This window comes from Streptomyces sp. NPDC059373, from assembly GCF_042751495.1.
In the GTDB taxonomy this organism is placed as follows: Bacteria; Actinomycetota; Actinomycetes; order Streptomycetales; family Streptomycetaceae; genus Actinacidiphila.
Genome location: NZ_JBHYXC010000018.1, coordinates 35166 through 53598, shown reverse-complemented (window position 1 = coordinate 53598; position 18433 = coordinate 35166). Strand labels below are relative to the sequence as shown.

The following is an 18433-nucleotide window of genomic DNA, read 5'->3' as shown; positions in this document are numbered from 1 at the left end:
ATCGGCCCCCGCCCCTGGTGGACGGGGGCCGTTCAGCTGATCATGTGCCTATGGCCTCCGGCGGATTCACCCGGCTCCCCAGCGGCGACGTCGTCGTCGCCCTCCGCCTGCCCCGCCCCGGCGCCACCCCCGGCGACGACATCCGCGTCATCGTCCTCGCCGCCAACCGCCAACGCGCCCTCACCCGCCTCCGCAACCTCGGCTTCCGCGCCGTCCGCCTCGTCGGCAACGCCCACCCGCCCACGCCGGACGAGGTCCGGGCGGTTCTTCACCACCCGGACGGCCTCGTCTGGCGCGACGTCGCCGCGACCGACGCGGTCGGCTGGCAGTCCTTCTCGGCGCTGCGCTGAGGGCGAATTCAGCCCGCCCGGCGATTGAGGACCCTCCCCCAGAGGGGGCACCCCCAGAAGGGCGTTCGGGGGTGGGGGAGACCCTCAGGCCTCGGCCACGATGGGCTTGCCGGTGAGCTCGGCGCCGGCGTCGCGGAGCTCTTCGACCGCCTTCTCCGTGGTGCCGGGCGCGACCCCCGCCGTCAGATCGAGCAGCACGCGGGTATGGAACCCTTCCCGCACCGCGTCAAGCGCGGTGGCCCGCACGCAGTGGTCCGTGGCGATGCCGACCACATCGACCTCCGTGACACCGTGGGCCCGGAGCCAGTCCGCCAGACCCGCCCCGTTCTCGTCGAGGCCTTCGAAGCCGCTGTAGGCGGCCGCGTACGCGCCCTTGTCGAAGACGGCGTCGACCGCGCCGGAGGCGACGGCGGGCGCGAAGTTCGGGTGGAAGCCCACGCCCTCCGTGCCGGCGACGCAGTGGACGGGCCAGGAGTGGACGAAGTCGGGGCGGTCGGCGAAGTGGTTGCCGGGGGAGACGTGGTGGTCGCGGGTGGCGACGACGTGGCGGTAGCCGACGGTGTTGGACTGCCCGACGAGGTCGGTGATCGCGGCGGCGACGTCCGCACCACCGGCGACCGGGAGGCTCCCGCCCTCGCAGAAGTCGTTCTGGACGTCCACGACGATCAGTGCGCGGTGCATGGCGCATCCTTCCTTTTTGAGGCGTCGTTCGCCTCCGCTGCGCTGAGCCGCTGTCGACAGTCGATCGTGCTCGACTGCTCGTTCCTCGCAGCCTCCGCGCGTTCTCCTTTTCGACAGCGGCCGCTCCGCTTCGGCTCACTCGCCGACCCCGGACCGGAGGTGCGTGGGTGGTCCGTCACTGACTCTAGGGGCGGACGGCTCACGCGTACACAGTGGGCAGCACCGGCTCCCCGCGCGACAGCTGGGTCGCCGAGAGCGGGAGCCCGGCGCGCGCCTCGATGTGCCGGGCGCGTGCCGCGGCCATCGGCTCGCGCCCGACGCTCTCGCCGTCCCGCATCAGCGGCACCTGGATCAGCCGTTCGGCCAACTCGGCGGGGACCGGCCCGGTGCCGATGATCTCGGCCTCGGCGACGCCGTCCTCGTCGAGGCGCCGGGCGGCCCATTTGCGGCCGCCGACGCTGGTCTTGGCGCCCATCGACTTCTTGGCCACGGCCTCCAGCGGGGCGTCCGGCTCGTCGGACACGGCCCGCGCGACCAGCTTGTAGACCATGGAGCAGGTCGGATGCCCGCTGCCGGTCACGAGCGACGTGCCGACGCCGTACGCGTCCACCGGGGCGGCCGCGAGCGAGGCGATGGCGTACTCGTCCAGGTCGGAGGTCACCACGATCTTCGTGGACTTCGCGCCCAGGTCGTCCAGCTGCTGCCGCACCCGGTGCGCGAGCAGCAGCAGGTCGCCCGAGTCGATCCGTACGGCGCCGAGCTCGGGCCCGGCGATCTCGACCGCCGCCCGGACCGCCGACGCGACGTCGTAGGTGTCCACCAGCAGCGTCGTCCCCCGGCCCAGCGATGCGACCTGGGCGGTGAAGGCGTCGCGCTCGTTGTCGTGCAGGAGGGTGAAGGCGTGGGCGCTGGTGCCGATGGTGGGGAGGTCGTAGCGGAAGCCGGCGGCGAGATTCGAGGTCGAGACGAAGCCGCCGACGTACGCGGCCCGGGAGGCGGCGACCGCCGCCAGCTCGTGGGTGCGGCGGGCGCCCATCTCCATCAGCGGGCGGCCGACGGCGGCGACGGCCATCCGGGACGCGGCGGCGGCGATCGCGCTGTCGTGGTTGAGGATGGAGAGGATCACCGTCTCCAGCAGCACCGCCTCGGCGAAGGTGCCCTCGACCCGGAGGATCGGGGAGCCGGGGAAGTACACCTCGCCCTCCGGGTAGCCGACGATGTCGCCCCGGAAGTGGTAGCCGGCCAGCCATTCCAGGGTGGGCGCGTCCACGACCTGCTCCTGCTCCAGGAAGCCGAGGACGCTGTCGTCGAAGCGGAAGTTCTCCACCGCGTCCAGTACCCGGCCGGTGCCCGCCACGACGCCGTAGCGCCGGCCCTCCGGCAGCCGCCGGGTGAAGACCTCGAATACCGACCGCCGGTGTGCCGCTCCGCTGCGCAGGGCCGCCTGCAGCATCGTCAGCTCGTAACGGTCGGTGAACAGCGCGGTGGACGGGACTGTCACGGGCAGCCCCAGGTCTGCAGTGCTCATGGCGAAGATGCTAGCGCGTCCTCTCGTCAGAGTGACGATTTCTCTGGACCCCGTTTGCCATGGCCCCCACCCCGGGTGACACGATGGGGGTGTGAGTGTGGCCACCCCAGTCGAGATCGAGCGTGAAGCCGAGGCGGAAGCCCCCTTCGCGGTTCCGGCACCGGATGTTCCGTGGGTGACGATCGTCCACAATGACCCGGTCAACCTCATGAGCTATGTGACCTACGTCTTCCAGGCGTACTTCGGCTATCCGAAGGACAAGGCGACCAAGCTCATGATGGATGTCCACCACAAGGGCCGGGCCGTGGTCTCCAGCGGCACCCGCGAGGAGATGGAGCGCGACGTGCAGGCGATGCACGGTTACGGACTGTGGGCCACCCTGCAGCAGGACCGCTGATGACCGGCTACTTCGAGGCCGTCCCCGGCGGCGGCGCCGCCATCGCGCTCGACGAGGTCGAGGTCTCCATCCTCCGCAGCCTCAGCGTGCAGTTCCTTGAGCTGCTCGGCCCGGGCGACGTCCAGGACTCCGACGCCGACCCGCTCGCGGAACTCTTCGCCGACGGCCCCAGCAAGCCCCCGGAGGACCCGGCCCTGGCCCGGCTCTTCCCGGACGCGTACGAGGACGACACCGAGTCCTCGGACTTCCGCCGCTTCACCGAGAAGGATCTGCGGACCCGTAAGCGCGACGACGCGCTCGCGGTCGTACGCACCCTCGACGCCGCCGCCGGCGGACCGGTCCTCAAGCTCAGCCCCGAGGAGTCCCGGCAGTGGCTCGGGGCGCTCAACGACCTGCGGCTGACGATAGGGACCCGGCTCGAGGTCAGCGAGGACGACAACGACCTCTACCGGCTGCCGGACTCCGATCCGCGCAAGCCGATGGTGATGGCCTATCTGTGGCTGGGCGGCCTCCAGGAGACGCTCATCGAGACGCTGCTGCCGTAACGGCTTCGCCGCCGGACTTCCGGCCGCACTCGCCGCAGGTGTTCGCTCAGCGGACGCTCAATTCCGGATAACGATCCGATCAACTCGATCGGGTGGTTTTCCCAAATTCACGACGCTATGTCCGCTTCTCGCTGTGGCGCAGCCCACATTCGCGCAATCTGCCCGCAATCCTCTGCGTGATAGGAATCCACGACTGCCGGCCGTGACGCCACCCCTGTCGCGGCCGGTGCGCTGCGCCGGCCGACCGTCGGCGCGCAACTCCACCTTCCGGGGGGACACCGGCACTGGAGCGAAAGGCGCATCACCATGACCTCGACGCAGGTCGAGCGACACGAGGGCGAATCCGACGGCGGCAAGGCCCTGGGGGCCACGCCCGAAGAGGGTTACAAACGCGGGCTGGGCTCCCGCCAGGTCCAGATGATCGCCATCGGCGGTGCCATCGGCACCGGCCTCTTCTACGGATCCAGCAAGTCGATCGCCGCGATTGGCCCCAGCCTGATCGCCTGCTACGCCGTCGCAGGCGTCGTGATCTTCTTCATCATGCGGGCGCTGGGCGAACTCCTCACCTACCGCCCCACCTCCGGCAGCTTCGCCGACTACGCCCGCGAGTTCTTCGGCCCCTTCGCGGGCTTCGCCACCGGCTGGTCGTACTGGGCGCTGTGGGTCACCGCCTGCATGTCCGAGGTGACGGCAGCGGGCGCGTACATCAACTACTGGTGGCCGGCGATCCCGGTCTGGAGCACGGCGGCGGTCGCCCTGGTCGCGCTGTTCGTCGCGAACCTGGTCTCGGTCAAGCTCTTCGGCGAGCTGGAGTTCTGGTTCTCCACGATCAAGGTCGTGGCCATCATCGCCATGATCGTGATCGGCATCGGCGTCCTCACCTTCGGCTTCTCCTCCGCCGGTGACACCGCCTCCGTCAGCCACCTCTGGGCCGACGGCGGCTTCGCGCCCAACGGCGCCTGGCAGGCCATGCTCGCCATGCAGGGCGTCATCTTCGCCTACCTGGGCGTCGAGCTGGTCGGCATCACCGCGGGCGAGGCCGAGAACCCCAAGCAGACCCTGCGCAAGGCGATCAACACCCTCCCGGTCCGGATCGGCATCTTCTACGTAGGCGCGCTCATCGTGCTGCTCTCGGTCTTCTCCTGGACCCACTACAAGCCCGGGGTCAGCCCCTTCGTGCAGGTCTTCGCCCAGGTCGGCATCCCGGGAGCGGCCGGGATCATGAACTTCGTGGTCCTGACCGCCGCCCTGTCCTCCTGCAACTCGGGCATCTACTCCACCGGCCGCATGCTGCGCGGCCTGGCCGTCAACGGCGAGGCCCCGAAGACCATGGAGAAGCTCAGCGGGCGGCAGCTCCCACTGCCCGCGCTGGTGCTGTCCACGCTGGTCATGGGCATCGGCGTGATCGTCAACATCGTCTCGCCGGACAAGGCCTTCGTGTACATCACGTCGGTCGCCACCTGTGCGGGCCTGTGGACCTGGATCGTCATCCTCGGCGCCCACCTGCGCTACCGCTCGCGGGTCCGCGCCGGAACCCTGCCCGCCGCCGACTTCCGGATGCCGGGCGCGCCCGTCACCAACTGGATCGGCATCCTCGCGCTGGGCTTCGTGGTCGTCCTGATGGCCACCGATGCCGACACGCGGCTCGGCCTGTACGTCTGGGCCGTGTGGTTCGCGGTCCTCGGAGTCGGCTACCAGGTCGCCAAGCGGCGCGCGGTGCTGGCCGTCCAGCCGTAAGACGTACGTCTCAGCAAGCGGCCTCCGTACGACCGTGCGGGGGCCGCCTGCTTATCCTGACGAACATGCTGACCATCACCCAGGCCCTCCACGACGCCCTCGTCGCCCACGCCCGCGCCGACCACCCGGACGAGGCCTGCGGAGTCATCGCGGGCCCGGCGGGGTCCGACCGGCCCGAGCGGCACATCCCGATGCTCAACGCGGCTCGCTCGCCCACGTTCTACGAGTTCGACTCGACGGATCTGCTCAAGCTCTACCGCGAGCTGGACGACCGCGACGAGGAGCCGGTGGTCATCTACCACTCCCACACCGCGACCGAGGCCTACCCCTCCCGTACGGACATCTCGTACGCGAACGAGCCGGGCGCCCACTACGTCCTGGTCTCCACCGCCGACACCGACGGCGCGGGGCCCTTCCAGTTCCGCTCGTTCCGCATCGTGGACGGCGAAGTGACAGAAGAAGAGGTCAGCGTCGTCTGACGTCCACCGGCCGTCCGCATCATGGGACGGCCTTCCTGAGCCCGTCGGGGGAATCGATACGATGACCGCATGGTTTTCCACGACGTGAGCGACAAGGCGCCGGGCATGCTGCTCGTGGCGCGGCTGCACGTCGACCTGTGCCGCCTCGCCAGCGCGGCATGTTCGTGCGCCTGACGCCACCCGCAGCCCGCACTTTTCCTTACGTCACTGGAGCCGACGCATGGCCATCGAGGTCCGAATCCCCACCATCCTCCGCACCTACACCGACGGCCAGAAGGCCGTCGAGGGCAGCGGGGCCACGCTCGACGAGCTCTTCACCGACCTCGAAACCCGGCACGCGGGCATCCGCGAGCGCATCGTCCAGGACGGTGAGCTGCGCCGCTTCGTGAACGTCTACCTCAACGACGAGGACGTCCGCTTCCTCGACGGCATCGCCACCAAGCTCGCCGACGGCGACAGCGTCACCATCCTTCCGGCCGTCGCAGGCGGCTCCGGCGGAATGCGCTGATGCGGTACGACAGCCCGCTGGCAGCCGTCGGCAATACCCCGCTCGTGCGGCTGCCGCGCCTGTCCCCGTCCGACCGGGTGAGCGTCTGGGCCAAGCTGGAGGACCGTAATCCCACCGGCTCCATCAAGGACCGCCCCGCCCTGCACATGATCGAGCAGGCCGAGCGTGACGGCCGCCTCACCCCCGGCTGCACCATCCTGGAGCCCACCTCCGGCAACACGGGCATCTCGCTGGCCATGGCCGCCCGCCTCAAGGGCTACGAGATCGTCTGCGTGATGCCCGAGAACACCTCGCGCGAGCGCCGGGAACTCCTCGCCATGTGGGGCGCCAAGATCATCGGCTCCCCGGCGGCCGGCGGCTCCAACACCGCCGTGCGCATCGCCAAGGACCTTGCCGCCGAGCACCCCGACTGGGTGATGCTCTACCAGTACGGCAACCCCGACAACACGGGCGCCCACTACGCGACCACCGGGCCCGAGATCCTGGCCGACCTCCCGTCGATCACCCACTTCGTGGCGGGGCTCGGCACGACGGGCACCCTGATGGGCGTCGGCCGCTTCCTGCGCGAGAAGGTCCCCGGCATCCAGATCGTCGCCGCCGAGCCGCGCTACGACGACCTCGTCTACGGCCTCCGCAACCTCGACGAGGGCTTCATCCCCGAGCTCTACGACGAGTCCGTCCTCACCACCCGCTTCTCCGTCGGCTCCGCCGACGCCGTCGCCCGCACCCGCGAACTCCTCCAGCAGGAGGGCATCTTCGCCGGCGTCTCCACCGGTGCCGCGCTTCACGCTGCGCTCGGCGTCGCGCGGAAGGCCGAGCGTGCCGGCGAGGCTGCGGACGTCGTCTTCGTCGTCGCAGACGGCGGCTGGAAGTACCTCTCCACCGGCATCTACACCGCCCCCTCCACGGAGGCCGCGGTGGCGGCCCTGCACGGCCAGCTCTGGGCGTAGCCCCCTACCCTCGGGTTGGGGGTAGGCCGTCCGCCTGAGGCGGGACGGGCTGGCCCAACCCGGCCGCACCCGGCGACGGGCGCGCACCACGACGGTGGGTGGCCGGGGGTGCCTCGACGGCCAACGGTCCGTGGCCGGGTTGTGCCAGCCCTCCCCCAGACTCCGTCTGGGAGGTGCCCCCATCTCGCTTCGCTCGCCTTGCGGAACGTTCTCCCACAACCCGGGGCCCGGGGGCGGAGGCTCGGCGTCCGGCGTCCGGACTGGTGATTCCGCCCACAACGGCGGCCCGGGGAGGCGCGGGCGCGGGCAAGGCGGCTTACGCTCAAGAGCACGAGGCGGGTCGCTCCCGTCGACCCCCCTCCCCTCCGGTGGGAGCGGGGTACCGTGGCGCGCCAACGCAAGACCCCCGGACCATCCCACGGAGGTTTCTGCACATGAAGCTCACCGTCGTCGGCTGCTCAGGGTCGTTCCCCTCCGCGGAATCGGCCTGCTCGAGCTACCTCGTAGAGGCCGACGGCTTCCGGCTGCTGCTCGACATGGGCAATGGTGCCCTGGGCGAGTTGCAGCGCCACTGCGGCCTGTACGACCTGGACGCGATCCTCCTCAGCCATCTCCACGCCGACCACTGCATCGACATGTGCGCGTACTTCGTCGCCCGCTACTACCGCCACGAGGCCGGCCCGGCGGAGGCCATCCCGGTCTATGGCCCCGAAGGCACCGAGCGCCGCCTCAACACCGCGTACGGCGACGTGCCCGACGAGAAGTGCATGAGCGAGGTCTTCGACTTCCGCACCCTGGAGCCCGGCACCTTCCGCGTCGGGCCGTTCTCGGTGACCACGGATCGGGTCAGCCATCCCGTCGAGGCCTTCGGCTTCCGGATCGAGCACGGCGGCAGGTCGCTCACGTACTCCGGGGACACCGGCCCGAGCGAGGCGCTGCTGGGCCTGGCCGAGGGCGTGGACCTCTTCCTCTGCGAGGCGTCCTTCACGGACGGCAAGGAGGACATCCCCGAGCTGCACCTCAACGGCCGCCAAGCCGGTGAGCACGCCGGCCGCGCCGGCGCCGGCCGTCTGGTCCTCACCCACATCCCGCCGTGGACCGACCCCGCCGTCAACCTCGCGGACGCCGGCGCGGTCTTCGACGGCCCGGTGGAGCTGGCAGTCCCCGGCGCGGTCTACGAGTTCTAGTGCCCCTCCCGGCAAGCTTTGCCCTGTCGCGCCGCCCAGCACGCACGCTCGCGGCGTTGGCCAAAAGCCCTGGTAGCTCCGCTACAAGGACTTCCGGCCGCCTTGCGATCGCACGCACCGGACGACGCTCCTTGACGGGCAAACATTGCCGGTCACGGCACTAGACAGCACGAAGCCCCGGCACCGATTCGGTGCCGGGGCTTTCGCGCTTCGGGCCTTACGCCTTCGTGAGGTCCTCGATCTCCTCGTCCGGCTCGCGGCCGGGCGTGGTGAGGTTGAACTTGACGATCGCGAATCGGAAGACCGAATAGTAGATCGCGGCGAAGACCAGGCCGATCGGAATGATCAGCCATGGCTTGGTCGCGAGGTTCCAGTTCAGTACGTAGTCGATGGCGCCGGCGGAGAAGGTGAAGCCGTCGTGTACCCCGAGGCCCCAGGTGACGGCCATCGAGAGGGCGGTGAGCACCGCGTGGACGCCGTAGAGCACCGGGGCGATGAACATGAACGAGAATTCGATCGGCTCGGTGATGCCGGTGACGAACGAGGTCAGGGCCAGCGAGATCATCATGCCCATGACGGCCTTGCGGCGCTCCGGGCGGGCGCTGTGCGCGATGGCGATCGCGGCGGCCGGCAGGCCGAACATCATGATCGGGAAGAAGCCGCTCATGAACTGCCCGGCGGTCGGGTCGCCCGCGAAGAAGCGGGTCAGGTCACCGTGCACGACCTGGTGGGCGGAGTTGGTGAAGTCACCCAGCTGGAACCAGGCCACGGAGTTCACGAACTGGTGCATGCCGACCGGGATCAGCGCGCGGTTGATCAGACCGAACAGAGCCGCGCCGAGCGAGCCGAGGCCGGTCATCCACGTGCCGAAGTCGCTGATCACGTGGCCGATGGGCTCCCAGACCAGGCCGAAGAAGACGCCGACCGCGGTGCCGACGAAGGCCATGAGGATCGGGACGAGCCGGCGTCCGTTGAAGAAGCCCAGCCAGTCGACGAGCCTCGTGCGGTGGAAGCGCTGCCAGATGATGGCCGACAGCAGACCCATGATGATGCCGCCGAGGACACCGGGGTTGTTGTACGTCGCCGCTATGTCGGCGCCGTTCTGGATCTTCGCCTCGGTGACGGGGAAAGCGGTCAGAACGTTCTTGTAGACCAGGAACCCGACCAGTGCGGCGAGCGCGGTCGAGCCGTCGGACTTCTTGGCGAAGCCGATGGCGACGCCTATACAGAACAGCAGCGGCAGGTTGTCGAATACCGCGCCGCCCGCCGTGGCGAATACGGACGCGACCTTGTCCCAGCCAAGTCCCGTGGCGCCGAAGACGTCCGGCTGGCCGAAGCGGAGCAGGATGCCCGCCGCCGGCAGTACGGCGATCGGCAGCTGCAAGCTGCGGCCGACCTTCTGCAAACCCTGGAACAGGCCGGATCCCCGCTTCTTCGCTGCGGGAGCCGCCGGAGCGGTGGCGGTGGTCATGTGGTTCCTCCTGGTCTATACCACTCGGTGGTTTAGACCAGTGTTTTAGCACGTATGGAGTACTCGGTGGAATGCCTCACTCCCGTTTGCCCTGGTCACATCTGCGTCACGACACGTCGCGTCACTCCTTCGTCACCGACTTCTCCATCTCCTCCGCGATCTCCTCGGGCTCGCGGCCCGGCGTCGCCAGGTCGAATCTGGTGATCACGAATCTGAAAAGCGCGTAGTAAACCGCCGCGAACGCCAGCCCGATCGGGATGATCAGCCACGGCCTGGTGGCCAGATTCCAGTTGATGACGTAGTCGATGAGCCCCGCCGAGAAGCTGAAGCCGTCGTGCACGCCGAGCCCCCAGGTGACCGCCATCGAGACGCCGGTGAGCAGCGCGTGGATCGCGTACAGCGCAGGGGCGATGAAGAGGAAGGAGTACTCGATGGGCTCGGTGATGCCGGTGACGAGCGAGGTGAGGGCGACCGAGAGCATCAGGCCGCCGACCTCCTTGCGGCGGTGCGGGCGGGCGCAGTGCGTGATGGCGAGCGCGGCCGCGGGGAGGGCGAACATCATGATCGGGAAGAAACCGGAGGTGAACTGACCGGCCGTCGGGTCGCCCGCCAGGAAGCGCGTGATGTCACCGTGGACGACCGTGCCGTCGGGCTCGGTGAAGTCGCCGAACTGGAACCAGACGAACACGTTCAGGAACTGGTGCAGGCCCACCGTCAGCAGCGCGCGGTTCGCCACGCCGAAGATGCCCGAGCCGATGGCGCCCAGGTCCGACAGCCACTGGCTGAAGCTGTTGAGCCCGTCACCGATCGGCGGCCAGACCCAGACGCACAGCACGGCGAAGATGATGGCGACGAAGGACATGATGATCGGCACGAGCCGGCGGCCGTTGAAGAAGCCGAGCCAGTCCACCAGCTTGGTGCGGTGGAAGCGCTGCCAGAAGAAGGCGGTGAGCAGGCCGATGACGATGCCGCCGAAGACGCCGGGGTTCTGGTACGCGGCCGCTGCCGCCGAGGCCGACGTGCCGTGCGGGATGCAGGCCCCACTGACCGAGCTGGTGGCGGTGAAGACCGAGCCCGGCGGGCAGTCGGCCGGGAACTGGTGCAGCACCCCGTAGTAGACGAGGAAGCCCGCGACCGCCGCCAGCGCGGTCGATCCGTCGGACTTCTTGGCCATGCCGATGGCCACCCCGACCGCGAAGAGCATCGGCAGTCCGAGCGAGCCGTCCAGCAGGGCGCCGCCTGCGCCGCCGAAGACCTTGGATACGTTGTCCCAGCCCAGGCCGTCGGCGCCGAAGACGTCCGGCTGGCCGAGGCGGTTGAGGATGCCGGCGGCCGGGAGGACCGCGATGGGCAGTTGGAGGCTGCGGCCCATCTTCTGCAGGCCCTGGAAGAGGATGTGGACCCAGGGCTTGCGAGGCTGTGGCGCGGCGGCGGCTTCCGAGCTCATGGGGCATACTCCTGGGCAGTAAAGTGGTGTAGACCAGTTGCGTGCGCGACGCACTGTGTATGCCCGCAAAAGCAGCTCAAGCGTGCATTAGCGTGTGGATTCGGACCGAACGGCCGAGACGCGAGACCCGAGAAATCCCGAGAAATCAGGAGTGAGAGATGGCCAGCAAGGCTGAGAAGATCGTCGCCGGGCTCGGCGGCATCGAGAACATCGTCGAGGTCGAGGGCTGTATCACCCGGCTGCGCACCGAGGTCGAGGACGCCTCCAAGGTCGACGAAGCCGCGCTCAAGGCCGCCGGTGCCCACGGCGTCGTCAAGATGGGCACCGCCATCCAGGTCGTCATCGGCACCGACGCCGACCCGATCGCCGCGGACATCGAAGACATGATGTGAGCTCTGCCTCTGCCTCCCGGCCGGGTTGGGGGTAGGTCGTTCCGCCTGAGGCGAGCGAAGCGAGGTGGGGGTCCCCCGGCCGAAGGCTGGGGGAGGGCTGGCCCAACCCGGCCACGCGCCGTCGGGGTGCGCGCCGTTGCCGGGCGCGGGTGGGTTGGGCCCACCCGTCCCGCCCCAGCGGGACGACTGCCCCCAACCCACTCGTCATACCGCCGCGCGGCTCTCCGCGTACATCCGCGCGATGACGTCCTCGATCACCGGCTCGCGCACCGACAGATCCACCACCGGATGGCGCGCCGCGAGCTCCGCCACCAGGGGCGCCGCGCTCGAGCCGGCCGGGAAGACCAGCCACTGCCGGGGCCCGTCCACCCGGTCGCAGCGCGCGCCCGCCAGCTCAACCGGCGGCAGCTCCCGCTCGAAGTCGACGACCAGGGTGCGTTCGCTCTCGCCGACCGCGTGCAGTTCGGCCAGGCCGCCGTCGTACATGAGGCGCCCGTGGTCGATGACCATGACCCGGCTGCAGAGCTGCTCGATGTCCGTCAGGTCGTGGGTCGTCAGCAGGACGGTCATCCCCTGCTCGGTGTTGACGCTCCGCAGGAACTCCCGGACCTTCGCCTTGCTGACCACATCCAGGCCGATCGTCGGCTCGTCCAGGTACAGCACCTCGGGGTCGTGGAGCAGCGCCGCCGCGATGTCGCCGCGCATCCGCTGGCCGAGGGAGAGCTGCCGTACCGGGACCTCCAGCAGGTCGCGCAGGTCGAGGAGTTCGACGCAGCGCTCCAGATTCACGCGGTAGCGGTCGTCGGGGATCCGGTACATGCGCCGGACGAGCTGGTACGAGTCCTTCAGCGGCAGGTCCCACCACAGGGTGGTGCGCTGCCCGAAGACGACGCCGATCCGCCGGGCCAGCCGGGTCCGGTCCCGCGAGGGGTCGATGCCGGCGACGCGCAGCCGGCCGCCGCTGGGGGTCAGAATGCCCGTCAGCATCTTGATGGTGGTCGACTTTCCGGCGCCGTTGGGCCCGATGTAGCCGACCATCTCGCCGCGCGGCACGGTGAAGGAGATGCCGTCCACCGCCCGCACCTGCCGCCGCTCACGGCGCAGCAGGCCAACCCGTCGGCGTACGTCGAAGACCTTCTCGACCCCGTCGAGTTCGATCAGTACGTCTTCCACATCAGCTCCCTGTGCTCCGGTACGAACGCAGGCCCGCCCGCCACGCCAGCCCCGCCACCGCGCAGCACGCCACCGCGACCAGCGGCCCGGCGAAGTCCACCCAGCCGGGCAGGCCCAGCGGGTCGTCGCGGCCCAGGATCCGCAGCGCGGGAAGCCAGTTGACGAAGGCGAGGGGGACCACGAAGGTCACGCCGCGCACCAGATCCTTGGCGAAGACGGTGGGCGGGTATTGGAGCAGCGTATTCCCGCCGTACGTAAAGGAGTTCTGGACCTCGGAGGCGTCGCCGGCCAGGAACTGGAAGGCGCCGCCGAGCACGAAGACCGCGGAGAAGATGCCCGCCCCGCTGAGCAGCATCACCGGCATCAGCAGCAGCTTCAGCGGCGTCCACTCCAGGCCGTCCAGATGCGCCAGCGCCCACACCAGAACGAAGGAGCCCTGGCTGATCCGGCCGAGCCGGCGCAGCGCGAAGCGGTCCGCGGCGACCTGCGCCAGCACCGGCGCCGGGCGGACCAGCAGGGTGTCGAGGGTGCCGTCGCGGACCCGGCGGCCGAGGCGGTCCATGCTGCCCATGAGGAGGTCGGCGAAGCCGAAGGCGGTGCTGGAGGTGCCGTAGAGGAAGGCGACTTCGGGCAGTGAGAAGCCGCCGAGCGTGTGGACCTGGGAGAACATCAGCAGGATCGCGACGAAGTCGAGCACGGTCGCGGCGAAGTTGCCGAAGGTCGTCATCAGGAAGGAGGCGCGGTAGGTCATCGTCGACCGGATCCACATGGCGCTGATCAGCCCGTAGCAGCGCAGCCCCTCCAACAGGGCGCGGCTCTCACCCACCCTGCACCACCACCTTCCGGGTCGCCACGGCCTGGAGGGCCCGCCCGGCGCCGAGCAGCACCACGGCCCAGCCGGCCTGGAAGGCGAGTGCTTTCAGCAGACCGAATCCCGTATGCACTCCGAGGAAGATGTCGGCCGGCACCTGGAGCAGCGCCGACCAGGGCAGCAGCCGCGCGACCTCGCCCAGCGTGCCGGGGAAGACGTTGAGCGGCAGCAGCATCCCGGAGAAGAACATCGTCGCCAGCCCGGAGATCGTCGTCACGCCGCCGCCGTCCATGAGCCAGAAGGCGCTCAGGACGACGAGATAGCGCAGCGCGAAGCTGACGACGACCCCGATCGCCACCGAGACGAGGGAGAAGACCCAGGTCAGCGGGGAGCCGGGCAGGGTGAGGTCGAAGAACAGGGCGCCGAAGAGCATCGGCACGATGCCCCGACCGATGAGGTGGAAGGCGGCCCGGCCCAGGTCGGAGGCGAGCCACCAGGCCTGCAGGTCGGCCGGGCGGTAGAGGTCGATGGCCACATCACCGCTGCGGATCCGCTCGATCAGCTCGTCCTGGAAGCCGCCGCCCAGGACGGCGACCGTGATGAAGAGCGCCTGGCCGATCCAGACGTAGGTGATGGCCATGGACTGGTCGTAGCCGCCGAGGTGCGGCCGCTGGTCCCACAGGGCGATGTACGTGTACGCCATGATGAGGCCGAAGGCGGTGTTGGTGAAGATCCCCGCCGCCGTCGCCACCCGGTACGTCGAGTGCCGTCGGAAGCCGCTCACGGCGACCGCCGCGTACAGACCCATGCCGCCCCTCCCCGTACGTCCCCCGAATCGCGCGCAAGTGCACGAGCCTAGCGGTGGACCGGGCGGAGACTCCAACCCTTTTTCACCCTTACGAGTGGGCGGATTCGGACAAACAGCCTGTCACAGGCCTGTCACAAGTGTGTGCTGATGCCCGTATTCGGACCGTTGATGCGACAGTGTTTTACGGGGCGTAGGCAACGATTGACCCAAGATGTTCCCGTTGCGGCACAACCCCAGGCGGCAGCGGAGGAGTCCAACAGAGCATGAGCAGTAGCAGCACGAGCGGCAAGCCCCAGCGAACCGGCCTGCGCCGGCTGGTCCCCACCTGGCGGACGGTCGTCGGCTCCTTCCTGTTGCTTGTGCTGGCACTGGCTGGTGCCTTCGTCGCCGGCTACATGCTGGTCGACATCCCCAAGGCCAACGCCGGGGCCATCGCCCAGTCCAATGTCTACCTGTACGCGGACGGCTCCCAGCTCGCCCGCGACGGCGCCGTCAACCGCGAGAACGTCACGCTCAGCCAGGTCGCCAAAACGGCCCAGTACGCCACCCTCGCCGCAGAGGACCGGAACTTCTACCACGAGTCCGCCGTCAGCCCCAAGGCCATGGTCCGCGCCGCCTGGAACAGCGCGACCGGCAAGGGCAGGCAGTCCGGCTCCACGATCACCCAGCAGTACGTCAAGAACTACTACCTGACCCAGCAGCAGACCGCGGTCCGCAAGGTCAAGGAGTTCTTCATCGCGATCAAGCTCGACCGCGAGAAGACCAAGGACGAGATCCTCGAGGGCTACCTCAACACCAGCTACTACGGCCGCAACGCCTACGGCATCCAGGCCGCCTCCCAGGCCTACTTCGGCAAGGACGCCGAGCAGTTGACCGTCGCCGAAGGCGCGTACCTCGCCACACTCCTCAACGCCCCCAGCGAGTACGACGTCATCGCCCACCCCGAGAACAAGGACAAGGCGATCGCCCGCTGGAACTACGTCCTCGACGGCATGGTCAAGGAGGGCTGGCTCACCGACAGCGACCGCGCGGCCACCAAGTTCCCCACGCCCGACAAGGCCAAGGGCGCCACCGGCATGTCCGGCCAGCGCGGCTACCTCGTCGAGGCGGTCAAGGACTATCTCGCCGACAACAACATCCTCGACGAGGAGACCCTGCGCGCCGGCGGCTACCGCATCACCACCACCATCCAGAAGCCGAAGGAGACCGCCTTCACCGAGGCGGCGCAGAACCAGCTCCTCGACAAGCTCAACCCCAAGGCCCGCAAGGTCGACAAGTACGTCCGGGCCGGCGGTGCCTCCATCGACCCCAAGACCGGCAACGTCGTCGCGATGTACGGCGGGGTCGACTACACCAAGCAGTACGTCAACAACGCGACCCGGCGCGACTACCAGGTCGGCTCCACCTTCAAGCCGTTCATCTTCGCCTCCGCCGTGGAGAACAAGTCCCAGACCCAGGACGGCCGGACCATCACCCCGTACACGGTCTACAACGGCACCAACAAGCGCGAGGTCATCGGCCCCAACGGCCCCACCGGCTACTCGCCCGCCAACGAGGACAACGCCTCGTACGGGCAGATCACCGTGACCCGGGCCATGGACAAGTCGGTGAACGCGGTCTTCGCGCAGATGGCCCAGGACGTCGGCCCCGACAAGGTGAAGGCGACCGCCGTGGCCCTGGGCCTCCCGGAGAACACCCCGTCGCTGACCACCAACCCGTCGATGGCACTCGGCACCGCCACCGCCAGCCCGCTCGATATGGCGTCGGCGTACGCGACGCTGGCCAACCACGGCAAGTACATCCCGTACACGCTCGTCGCGAAGGTCAGCAAGGACGGCTCGGACATCACGCTCCCCAAGCGCGACGCCAAGCAGGTCGTCACGCGCGAGGCCGCCGACACCACCACCTCGATCCTGCGCTCGGTCGTCAACGGCGGCACCGCCACCGCCGCGCAGGCCGCCGGCCGGCCCGCCGCGGGCAAGACCGGCACGATGGAGGAGGACAAGGCCGCCTGGTTCGGCGGCTACACCCCGAACCTGGCCACCGTGGTCGCCGTCATGGGCCAGAACTCCAACACCGGCAAGCAGGAACCCCTCTACGGCGCGACCGGCCTCGCCCGGGTCAACGGCGGCGGCTACCCGACGCAGATCTGGGCCGCCTACACCTCCGGCGCCCTCAAGGGCACCGCGTCGCAGAGCTTCGACCTCCAGCTGGAGAAGGGCGCCACCGCACCGCCCACGTCCGCCCCGCCCGCCACCACGGCCTCGGCCACCACCGCTCCCGCCACCACCGCCCCGCCGGTCACCAGCGCCCCGCCGACCACCACCGCCCCGCCCACCACGACCCCGCCCGACACTCTCCTCCCGAGCGGCGGCACGACGGACGGCACCACGGGCGGGACCGGCGGGACGGGCGGCGGGGCGACGACCGACGGGCTCGATTTCGGCGGCACGACGGAGGGTACGGACAACACGTTCCAGTAAGCCGCCTCAGCGGCGGATCAGTGGCGGATCGGCGGCGGGATCAGAGGTAGAGCCCGGTGGAGTCCTCGGCCCCCTGGAGGCGCTCCGCCGCCACCGCGTGCAGGTCGCGCTCGCGCATCAGTACGTAGGCGGTGCCCCGCACCTCGACCTCGGCCCGGTCCTCCGGGTCGAACAGCACCCGGTCCCCGACCTCCACCGTCCGCACGTTCTGGCCGACCGCGACCACCTCCGCCCAGGCCAGCCGCTTCCCGACGGCCGCCGTGGCCGGGATCAGGATGCCGCCGCCCGAACGTCGCTCGCCCTCCGGGCTGTCGCTGCGCACGAGCACGCGGTCGTGCAGCATCCGGATCGGGAGCTTGTCATTGATCTGTGTCGCCGTATCGGTCTTGTTCGAACTCACAGATACGACGTTACCGGCGTCGCCTCCGCCACGAGAGCCCGGCCACCACCGCGACCACGGCCACCACCCCCACCGCCACCGGCACGATCCGGTCCAGGCGCGGGCTGCCGTCCTCCGTCGTGAACTGCCCGCGCGCCTCCGACACCGCACGGTTCACCGCCACGTAGGCCTTCCCGGCCGTGCGGTCCACCGCGGCCGCGACCTTCGCCTTCGTATCGGCCGCGATCGTCTTCGGGTGCACCCGCACCGCGATCTCGTCCAGCGCCGCGGCGAGATCCTGCCGCCTGCGGACAATGTCCGCCTCGATCTGCGCCGGGGTCCTCGCGTCCGCCTCCGACACCGCAACTCCTCCATCAGTTCGCCGGGTACCGTGACGGACAGTCTGTCAGTCCGCACGTTCCGACGCCCGTCGGCACCCCGTTTTCGAGGAGCTGCTCCCCATGGCCGACCGCCTCACCCCCGGCGACACCGCCCCCGACTTCACCCTCCCCGACGCCGACGGCACCCCGGTCTCCCTGGCCGAGCACAAGGGCCGCAAGGTCATCGTCTACTTCTACCCGGCCGCCCTGACCCCCGGCTGCACCAAGCAGGCCTGCGACTTCACCGACAACCTGGAGCTGCTGGCGGGCGCCGGCTACGACGTCATCGGCGTCTCACCCGACAAGCCGGAGAAGCTGGCGAAGTTCCGCGAGAAGGAATCCCTCAAGGTCACGCTGGTCGCCGACCCCGACAAGGCCGTCCTGGAGGCCTACGGCGCCTTCGGCGAGAAGCAGCTCTACGGCAAGACCGTCACCGGCGTCATCCGCTCCACGGTCGTCGTGGACGAGGAGGGCAAGGTCGAGCACGCCTGGTACAACGTCAAGGCCACCGGGCACGTCGCCAAGCTCCTCAAGGACCTGAAAATCTGAGGCCGGCCCACCGGGGTCACCCAGTAATATGGCTGACTGCACGCGGCCGTGATGGAACTGGCAGTCATGCTGGGTTTAGGTCCCAGTGAGGTAATCCCTCGTGTGGGTTCGAGTCCCACCGGCCGCACAGCCCGCGAGGGGCCGCCGGAGCCTTTTCCGGCGGCCCCTCGCTCTGGCT

21 protein-coding genes and 1 tRNA gene are annotated in these 18433 nt (G+C 69.5%); 13 read left to right on the top strand and 9 right to left on the bottom strand.

What is annotated here, in order from left to right; genetic code table 11:
* Positions 1-50 precede the first annotated feature (50 nt).
* Positions 51-350, top strand: a complete 300-nt coding sequence (locus ACFXJ5_RS23450) for a hypothetical protein (protein ID WP_384634265.1) — start codon at positions 51-53, stop codon at positions 348-350.
* Positions 351-434: 84 nt separating this feature from the next.
* Here ACFXJ5_RS23450 and ACFXJ5_RS23445 read toward each other — a convergent pair whose 3' ends face one another.
* Both ACFXJ5_RS23445 and ACFXJ5_RS23440 read right to left on the bottom strand, forming a co-directional pair.
* Entirely contained in the window at positions 435-1031 is a 597-nt protein-coding gene (locus ACFXJ5_RS23445) for an isochorismatase family protein (protein ID WP_384634262.1), read from the bottom strand.
* Between the two features lie 199 nt (positions 1032-1230).
* Positions 1231-2559: a nicotinate phosphoribosyltransferase gene (locus ACFXJ5_RS23440; RefSeq protein ID WP_384634259.1), complete on the bottom strand. Its 1329-nt coding sequence runs from the start codon at positions 2557-2559 to the stop codon at positions 1231-1233.
* A 91-nt stretch (positions 2560-2650) separates the two neighbouring features.
* Between ACFXJ5_RS23440 and clpS the strand changes: the two genes are divergently transcribed.
* The 8 genes from clpS to ACFXJ5_RS23400 all read left to right on the top strand — a co-directional run bounded on the left by clpS (position 2651) and on the right by ACFXJ5_RS23400 (position 8362).
* Complete coding sequence (gene clpS / locus ACFXJ5_RS23435; RefSeq protein WP_127358680.1) at positions 2651-2956, top strand: ATP-dependent Clp protease adapter ClpS; 306 nt, start codon at positions 2651-2653, stop codon at positions 2954-2956.
* On the top strand, positions 2956-3501 hold the full coding sequence (locus ACFXJ5_RS23430) for a DUF2017 domain-containing protein (RefSeq protein WP_384634255.1): 546 nt from the start codon (positions 2956-2958) through the stop codon (positions 3499-3501). The genes clpS and ACFXJ5_RS23430 overlap by 1 nt, the downstream gene beginning before the upstream one ends.
* A 306-nt stretch (positions 3502-3807) precedes the next feature.
* Positions 3808-5238, top strand: a complete 1431-nt coding sequence (locus ACFXJ5_RS23425; protein ID WP_384634252.1) for an amino acid permease — start codon at positions 3808-3810, stop codon at positions 5236-5238.
* Between the two features lie 65 nt (positions 5239-5303).
* On the top strand, positions 5304-5717 hold the full coding sequence (locus ACFXJ5_RS23420) for a M67 family metallopeptidase (RefSeq protein ID WP_127358683.1): 414 nt from the start codon (positions 5304-5306) through the stop codon (positions 5715-5717).
* Between the two features lie 69 nt (positions 5718-5786).
* On the top strand, positions 5787-5891 hold the full coding sequence (locus ACFXJ5_RS23415; protein ID WP_384634248.1) for a putative leader peptide: 105 nt from the start codon (positions 5787-5789) through the stop codon (positions 5889-5891).
* A 46-nt stretch (positions 5892-5937) separates the two neighbouring features.
* Positions 5938-6225, top strand: a complete 288-nt coding sequence (locus ACFXJ5_RS23410) for a MoaD/ThiS family protein (RefSeq protein ID WP_384634245.1) — start codon at positions 5938-5940, stop codon at positions 6223-6225.
* Entirely contained in the window at positions 6225-7175 is a 951-nt protein-coding gene (locus ACFXJ5_RS23405; protein WP_384634243.1) for a PLP-dependent cysteine synthase family protein, read from the top strand. The genes ACFXJ5_RS23410 and ACFXJ5_RS23405 overlap by 1 nt, the downstream gene beginning before the upstream one ends.
* A 434-nt stretch (positions 7176-7609) precedes the next feature.
* The gene (locus ACFXJ5_RS23400; protein ID WP_384634240.1) at positions 7610-8362 is read left to right on the top strand and encodes an MBL fold metallo-hydrolase; all 753 of its coding nucleotides are present in this window, start codon (positions 7610-7612) and stop codon (positions 8360-8362) included.
* Positions 8363-8579: 217 nt separating this feature from the next.
* Here the strand turns inward: ACFXJ5_RS23400 and ACFXJ5_RS23395 are convergent, their stop codons facing one another.
* Together ACFXJ5_RS23395 and ACFXJ5_RS23390 are read right to left on the bottom strand one after the other, a co-directional pair.
* Complete coding sequence (locus ACFXJ5_RS23395; protein ID WP_384634237.1) at positions 8580-9833, bottom strand: PTS transporter subunit EIIC; 1254 nt, start codon at positions 9831-9833, stop codon at positions 8580-8582.
* 121 nt (positions 9834-9954) lie between these two features.
* Complete coding sequence (locus tag ACFXJ5_RS23390) at positions 9955-11280, bottom strand: PTS transporter subunit EIIC (protein ID WP_384634234.1); 1326 nt, start codon at positions 11278-11280, stop codon at positions 9955-9957.
* 158 nt (positions 11281-11438) lie between these two features.
* Here ACFXJ5_RS23390 and ACFXJ5_RS23385 point away from each other — a divergent pair, with 158 nt between their 5' ends.
* Entirely contained in the window at positions 11439-11672 is a 234-nt protein-coding gene (locus ACFXJ5_RS23385; protein WP_384634231.1) for a glucose PTS transporter subunit EIIB, read from the top strand.
* A gap of 204 nt (positions 11673-11876) precedes the next feature.
* On the opposite strand, the gene ACFXJ5_RS23380 is transcribed toward ACFXJ5_RS23385, so the two are convergent.
* Genes ACFXJ5_RS23380 through ACFXJ5_RS23370 form a run of 3 tightly spaced genes read right to left on the bottom strand, consistent with a single transcriptional unit; the run spans position 11877 to position 14464 of the window.
* A complete protein-coding gene (locus tag ACFXJ5_RS23380; protein WP_384634228.1) occupies positions 11877-12845 on the bottom strand; it encodes an ATP-binding cassette domain-containing protein in 969 nt (322 codons plus the stop codon).
* Position 12846: 1 nt separating this feature from the next.
* Positions 12847-13671: an ABC transporter permease gene (locus ACFXJ5_RS23375; RefSeq protein WP_384634225.1), complete on the bottom strand. Its 825-nt coding sequence runs from the start codon at positions 13669-13671 to the stop codon at positions 12847-12849.
* The gene (locus ACFXJ5_RS23370; RefSeq protein ID WP_384634222.1) at positions 13664-14464 is read right to left on the bottom strand and encodes an ABC transporter permease; all 801 of its coding nucleotides are present in this window, start codon (positions 14462-14464) and stop codon (positions 13664-13666) included. Before ACFXJ5_RS23370 ends, ACFXJ5_RS23375 begins: the two co-directional genes overlap by 8 nt.
* Positions 14465-14727: 263 nt before the next feature.
* Between ACFXJ5_RS23370 and ACFXJ5_RS23365 the strand changes: the two genes are divergently transcribed.
* Complete coding sequence (locus ACFXJ5_RS23365) at positions 14728-16947, top strand: transglycosylase domain-containing protein (protein ID WP_384634219.1); 2220 nt, start codon at positions 14728-14730, stop codon at positions 16945-16947.
* 40 nt (positions 16948-16987) lie between these two features.
* Here ACFXJ5_RS23365 and ACFXJ5_RS23360 read toward each other — a convergent pair whose 3' ends face one another.
* The gene (locus ACFXJ5_RS23360) at positions 16988-17290 is read right to left on the bottom strand and encodes a GroES family chaperonin (RefSeq protein ID WP_127358706.1); all 303 of its coding nucleotides are present in this window, start codon (positions 17288-17290) and stop codon (positions 16988-16990) included.
* Positions 17291-17357: 67 nt separating this feature from the next.
* Positions 17358-17687, bottom strand: a complete 330-nt coding sequence (locus tag ACFXJ5_RS23355) for a DUF3618 domain-containing protein (RefSeq protein ID WP_384634216.1) — start codon at positions 17685-17687, stop codon at positions 17358-17360.
* 100 nt (positions 17688-17787) lie between these two features.
* Between ACFXJ5_RS23355 and bcp the strand changes: the two genes are divergently transcribed.
* A complete protein-coding gene (bcp, locus tag ACFXJ5_RS23350) occupies positions 17788-18255 on the top strand; it encodes a thioredoxin-dependent thiol peroxidase (RefSeq protein ID WP_384634214.1) in 468 nt (155 codons plus the stop codon).
* A 42-nt stretch (positions 18256-18297) separates the two neighbouring features.
* Positions 18298-18382 (top strand) — tRNA-Leu (locus ACFXJ5_RS23345).
* Positions 18383-18433: the final 51 nt, after the last annotated feature.

Excerpts from the sequence above, each read along its gene's own strand:
- ACFXJ5_RS23430 (WP_384634255.1), top strand. The coding sequence starts at position 2,956 with ATGACCGGCTACTTCGAGGCCGTCCCCGGCGGCGGCGCCGCCATCGCG.
- ACFXJ5_RS23450 (WP_384634265.1), top strand. The coding sequence starts at position 51 with ATGGCCTCCGGCGGATTCACCCGGCTCCCCAGCGGCGACGTCGTCGTC.
- ACFXJ5_RS23415 (WP_384634248.1), top strand. The coding sequence starts at position 5,787 with ATGGTTTTCCACGACGTGAGCGACAAGGCGCCGGGCATGCTGCTCGTG.
- ACFXJ5_RS23360 (WP_127358706.1), bottom strand. The coding sequence starts at position 17,290 with ATGCTGCACGACCGCGTGCTCGTGCGCAGCGACAGCCCGGAGGGCGAG.
- ACFXJ5_RS23410 (WP_384634245.1), top strand. The coding sequence starts at position 5,938 with ATGGCCATCGAGGTCCGAATCCCCACCATCCTCCGCACCTACACCGAC.
- bcp (WP_384634214.1), top strand. The coding sequence starts at position 17,788 with ATGGCCGACCGCCTCACCCCCGGCGACACCGCCCCCGACTTCACCCTC.
- ACFXJ5_RS23425 (WP_384634252.1), top strand. The coding sequence starts at position 3,808 with ATGACCTCGACGCAGGTCGAGCGACACGAGGGCGAATCCGACGGCGGC.
- ACFXJ5_RS23370 (WP_384634222.1), bottom strand. The coding sequence starts at position 14,464 with ATGGGTCTGTACGCGGCGGTCGCCGTGAGCGGCTTCCGACGGCACTCG.
- ACFXJ5_RS23445 (WP_384634262.1), bottom strand. The coding sequence starts at position 1,031 with ATGCACCGCGCACTGATCGTCGTGGACGTCCAGAACGACTTCTGCGAG.
- ACFXJ5_RS23385 (WP_384634231.1), top strand. The coding sequence starts at position 11,439 with ATGGCCAGCAAGGCTGAGAAGATCGTCGCCGGGCTCGGCGGCATCGAG.
- ACFXJ5_RS23420 (WP_127358683.1), top strand. The coding sequence starts at position 5,304 with ATGCTGACCATCACCCAGGCCCTCCACGACGCCCTCGTCGCCCACGCC.
- ACFXJ5_RS23440 (WP_384634259.1), bottom strand. The coding sequence starts at position 2,559 with ATGAGCACTGCAGACCTGGGGCTGCCCGTGACAGTCCCGTCCACCGCG.
- ACFXJ5_RS23400 (WP_384634240.1), top strand. The coding sequence starts at position 7,610 with ATGAAGCTCACCGTCGTCGGCTGCTCAGGGTCGTTCCCCTCCGCGGAA.
- ACFXJ5_RS23365 (WP_384634219.1), top strand. The coding sequence starts at position 14,728 with ATGAGCAGTAGCAGCACGAGCGGCAAGCCCCAGCGAACCGGCCTGCGC.
- ACFXJ5_RS23405 (WP_384634243.1), top strand. The coding sequence starts at position 6,225 with ATGCGGTACGACAGCCCGCTGGCAGCCGTCGGCAATACCCCGCTCGTG.
- ACFXJ5_RS23390 (WP_384634234.1), bottom strand. The coding sequence starts at position 11,280 with ATGAGCTCGGAAGCCGCCGCCGCGCCACAGCCTCGCAAGCCCTGGGTC.
- ACFXJ5_RS23395 (WP_384634237.1), bottom strand. The coding sequence starts at position 9,833 with ATGACCACCGCCACCGCTCCGGCGGCTCCCGCAGCGAAGAAGCGGGGA.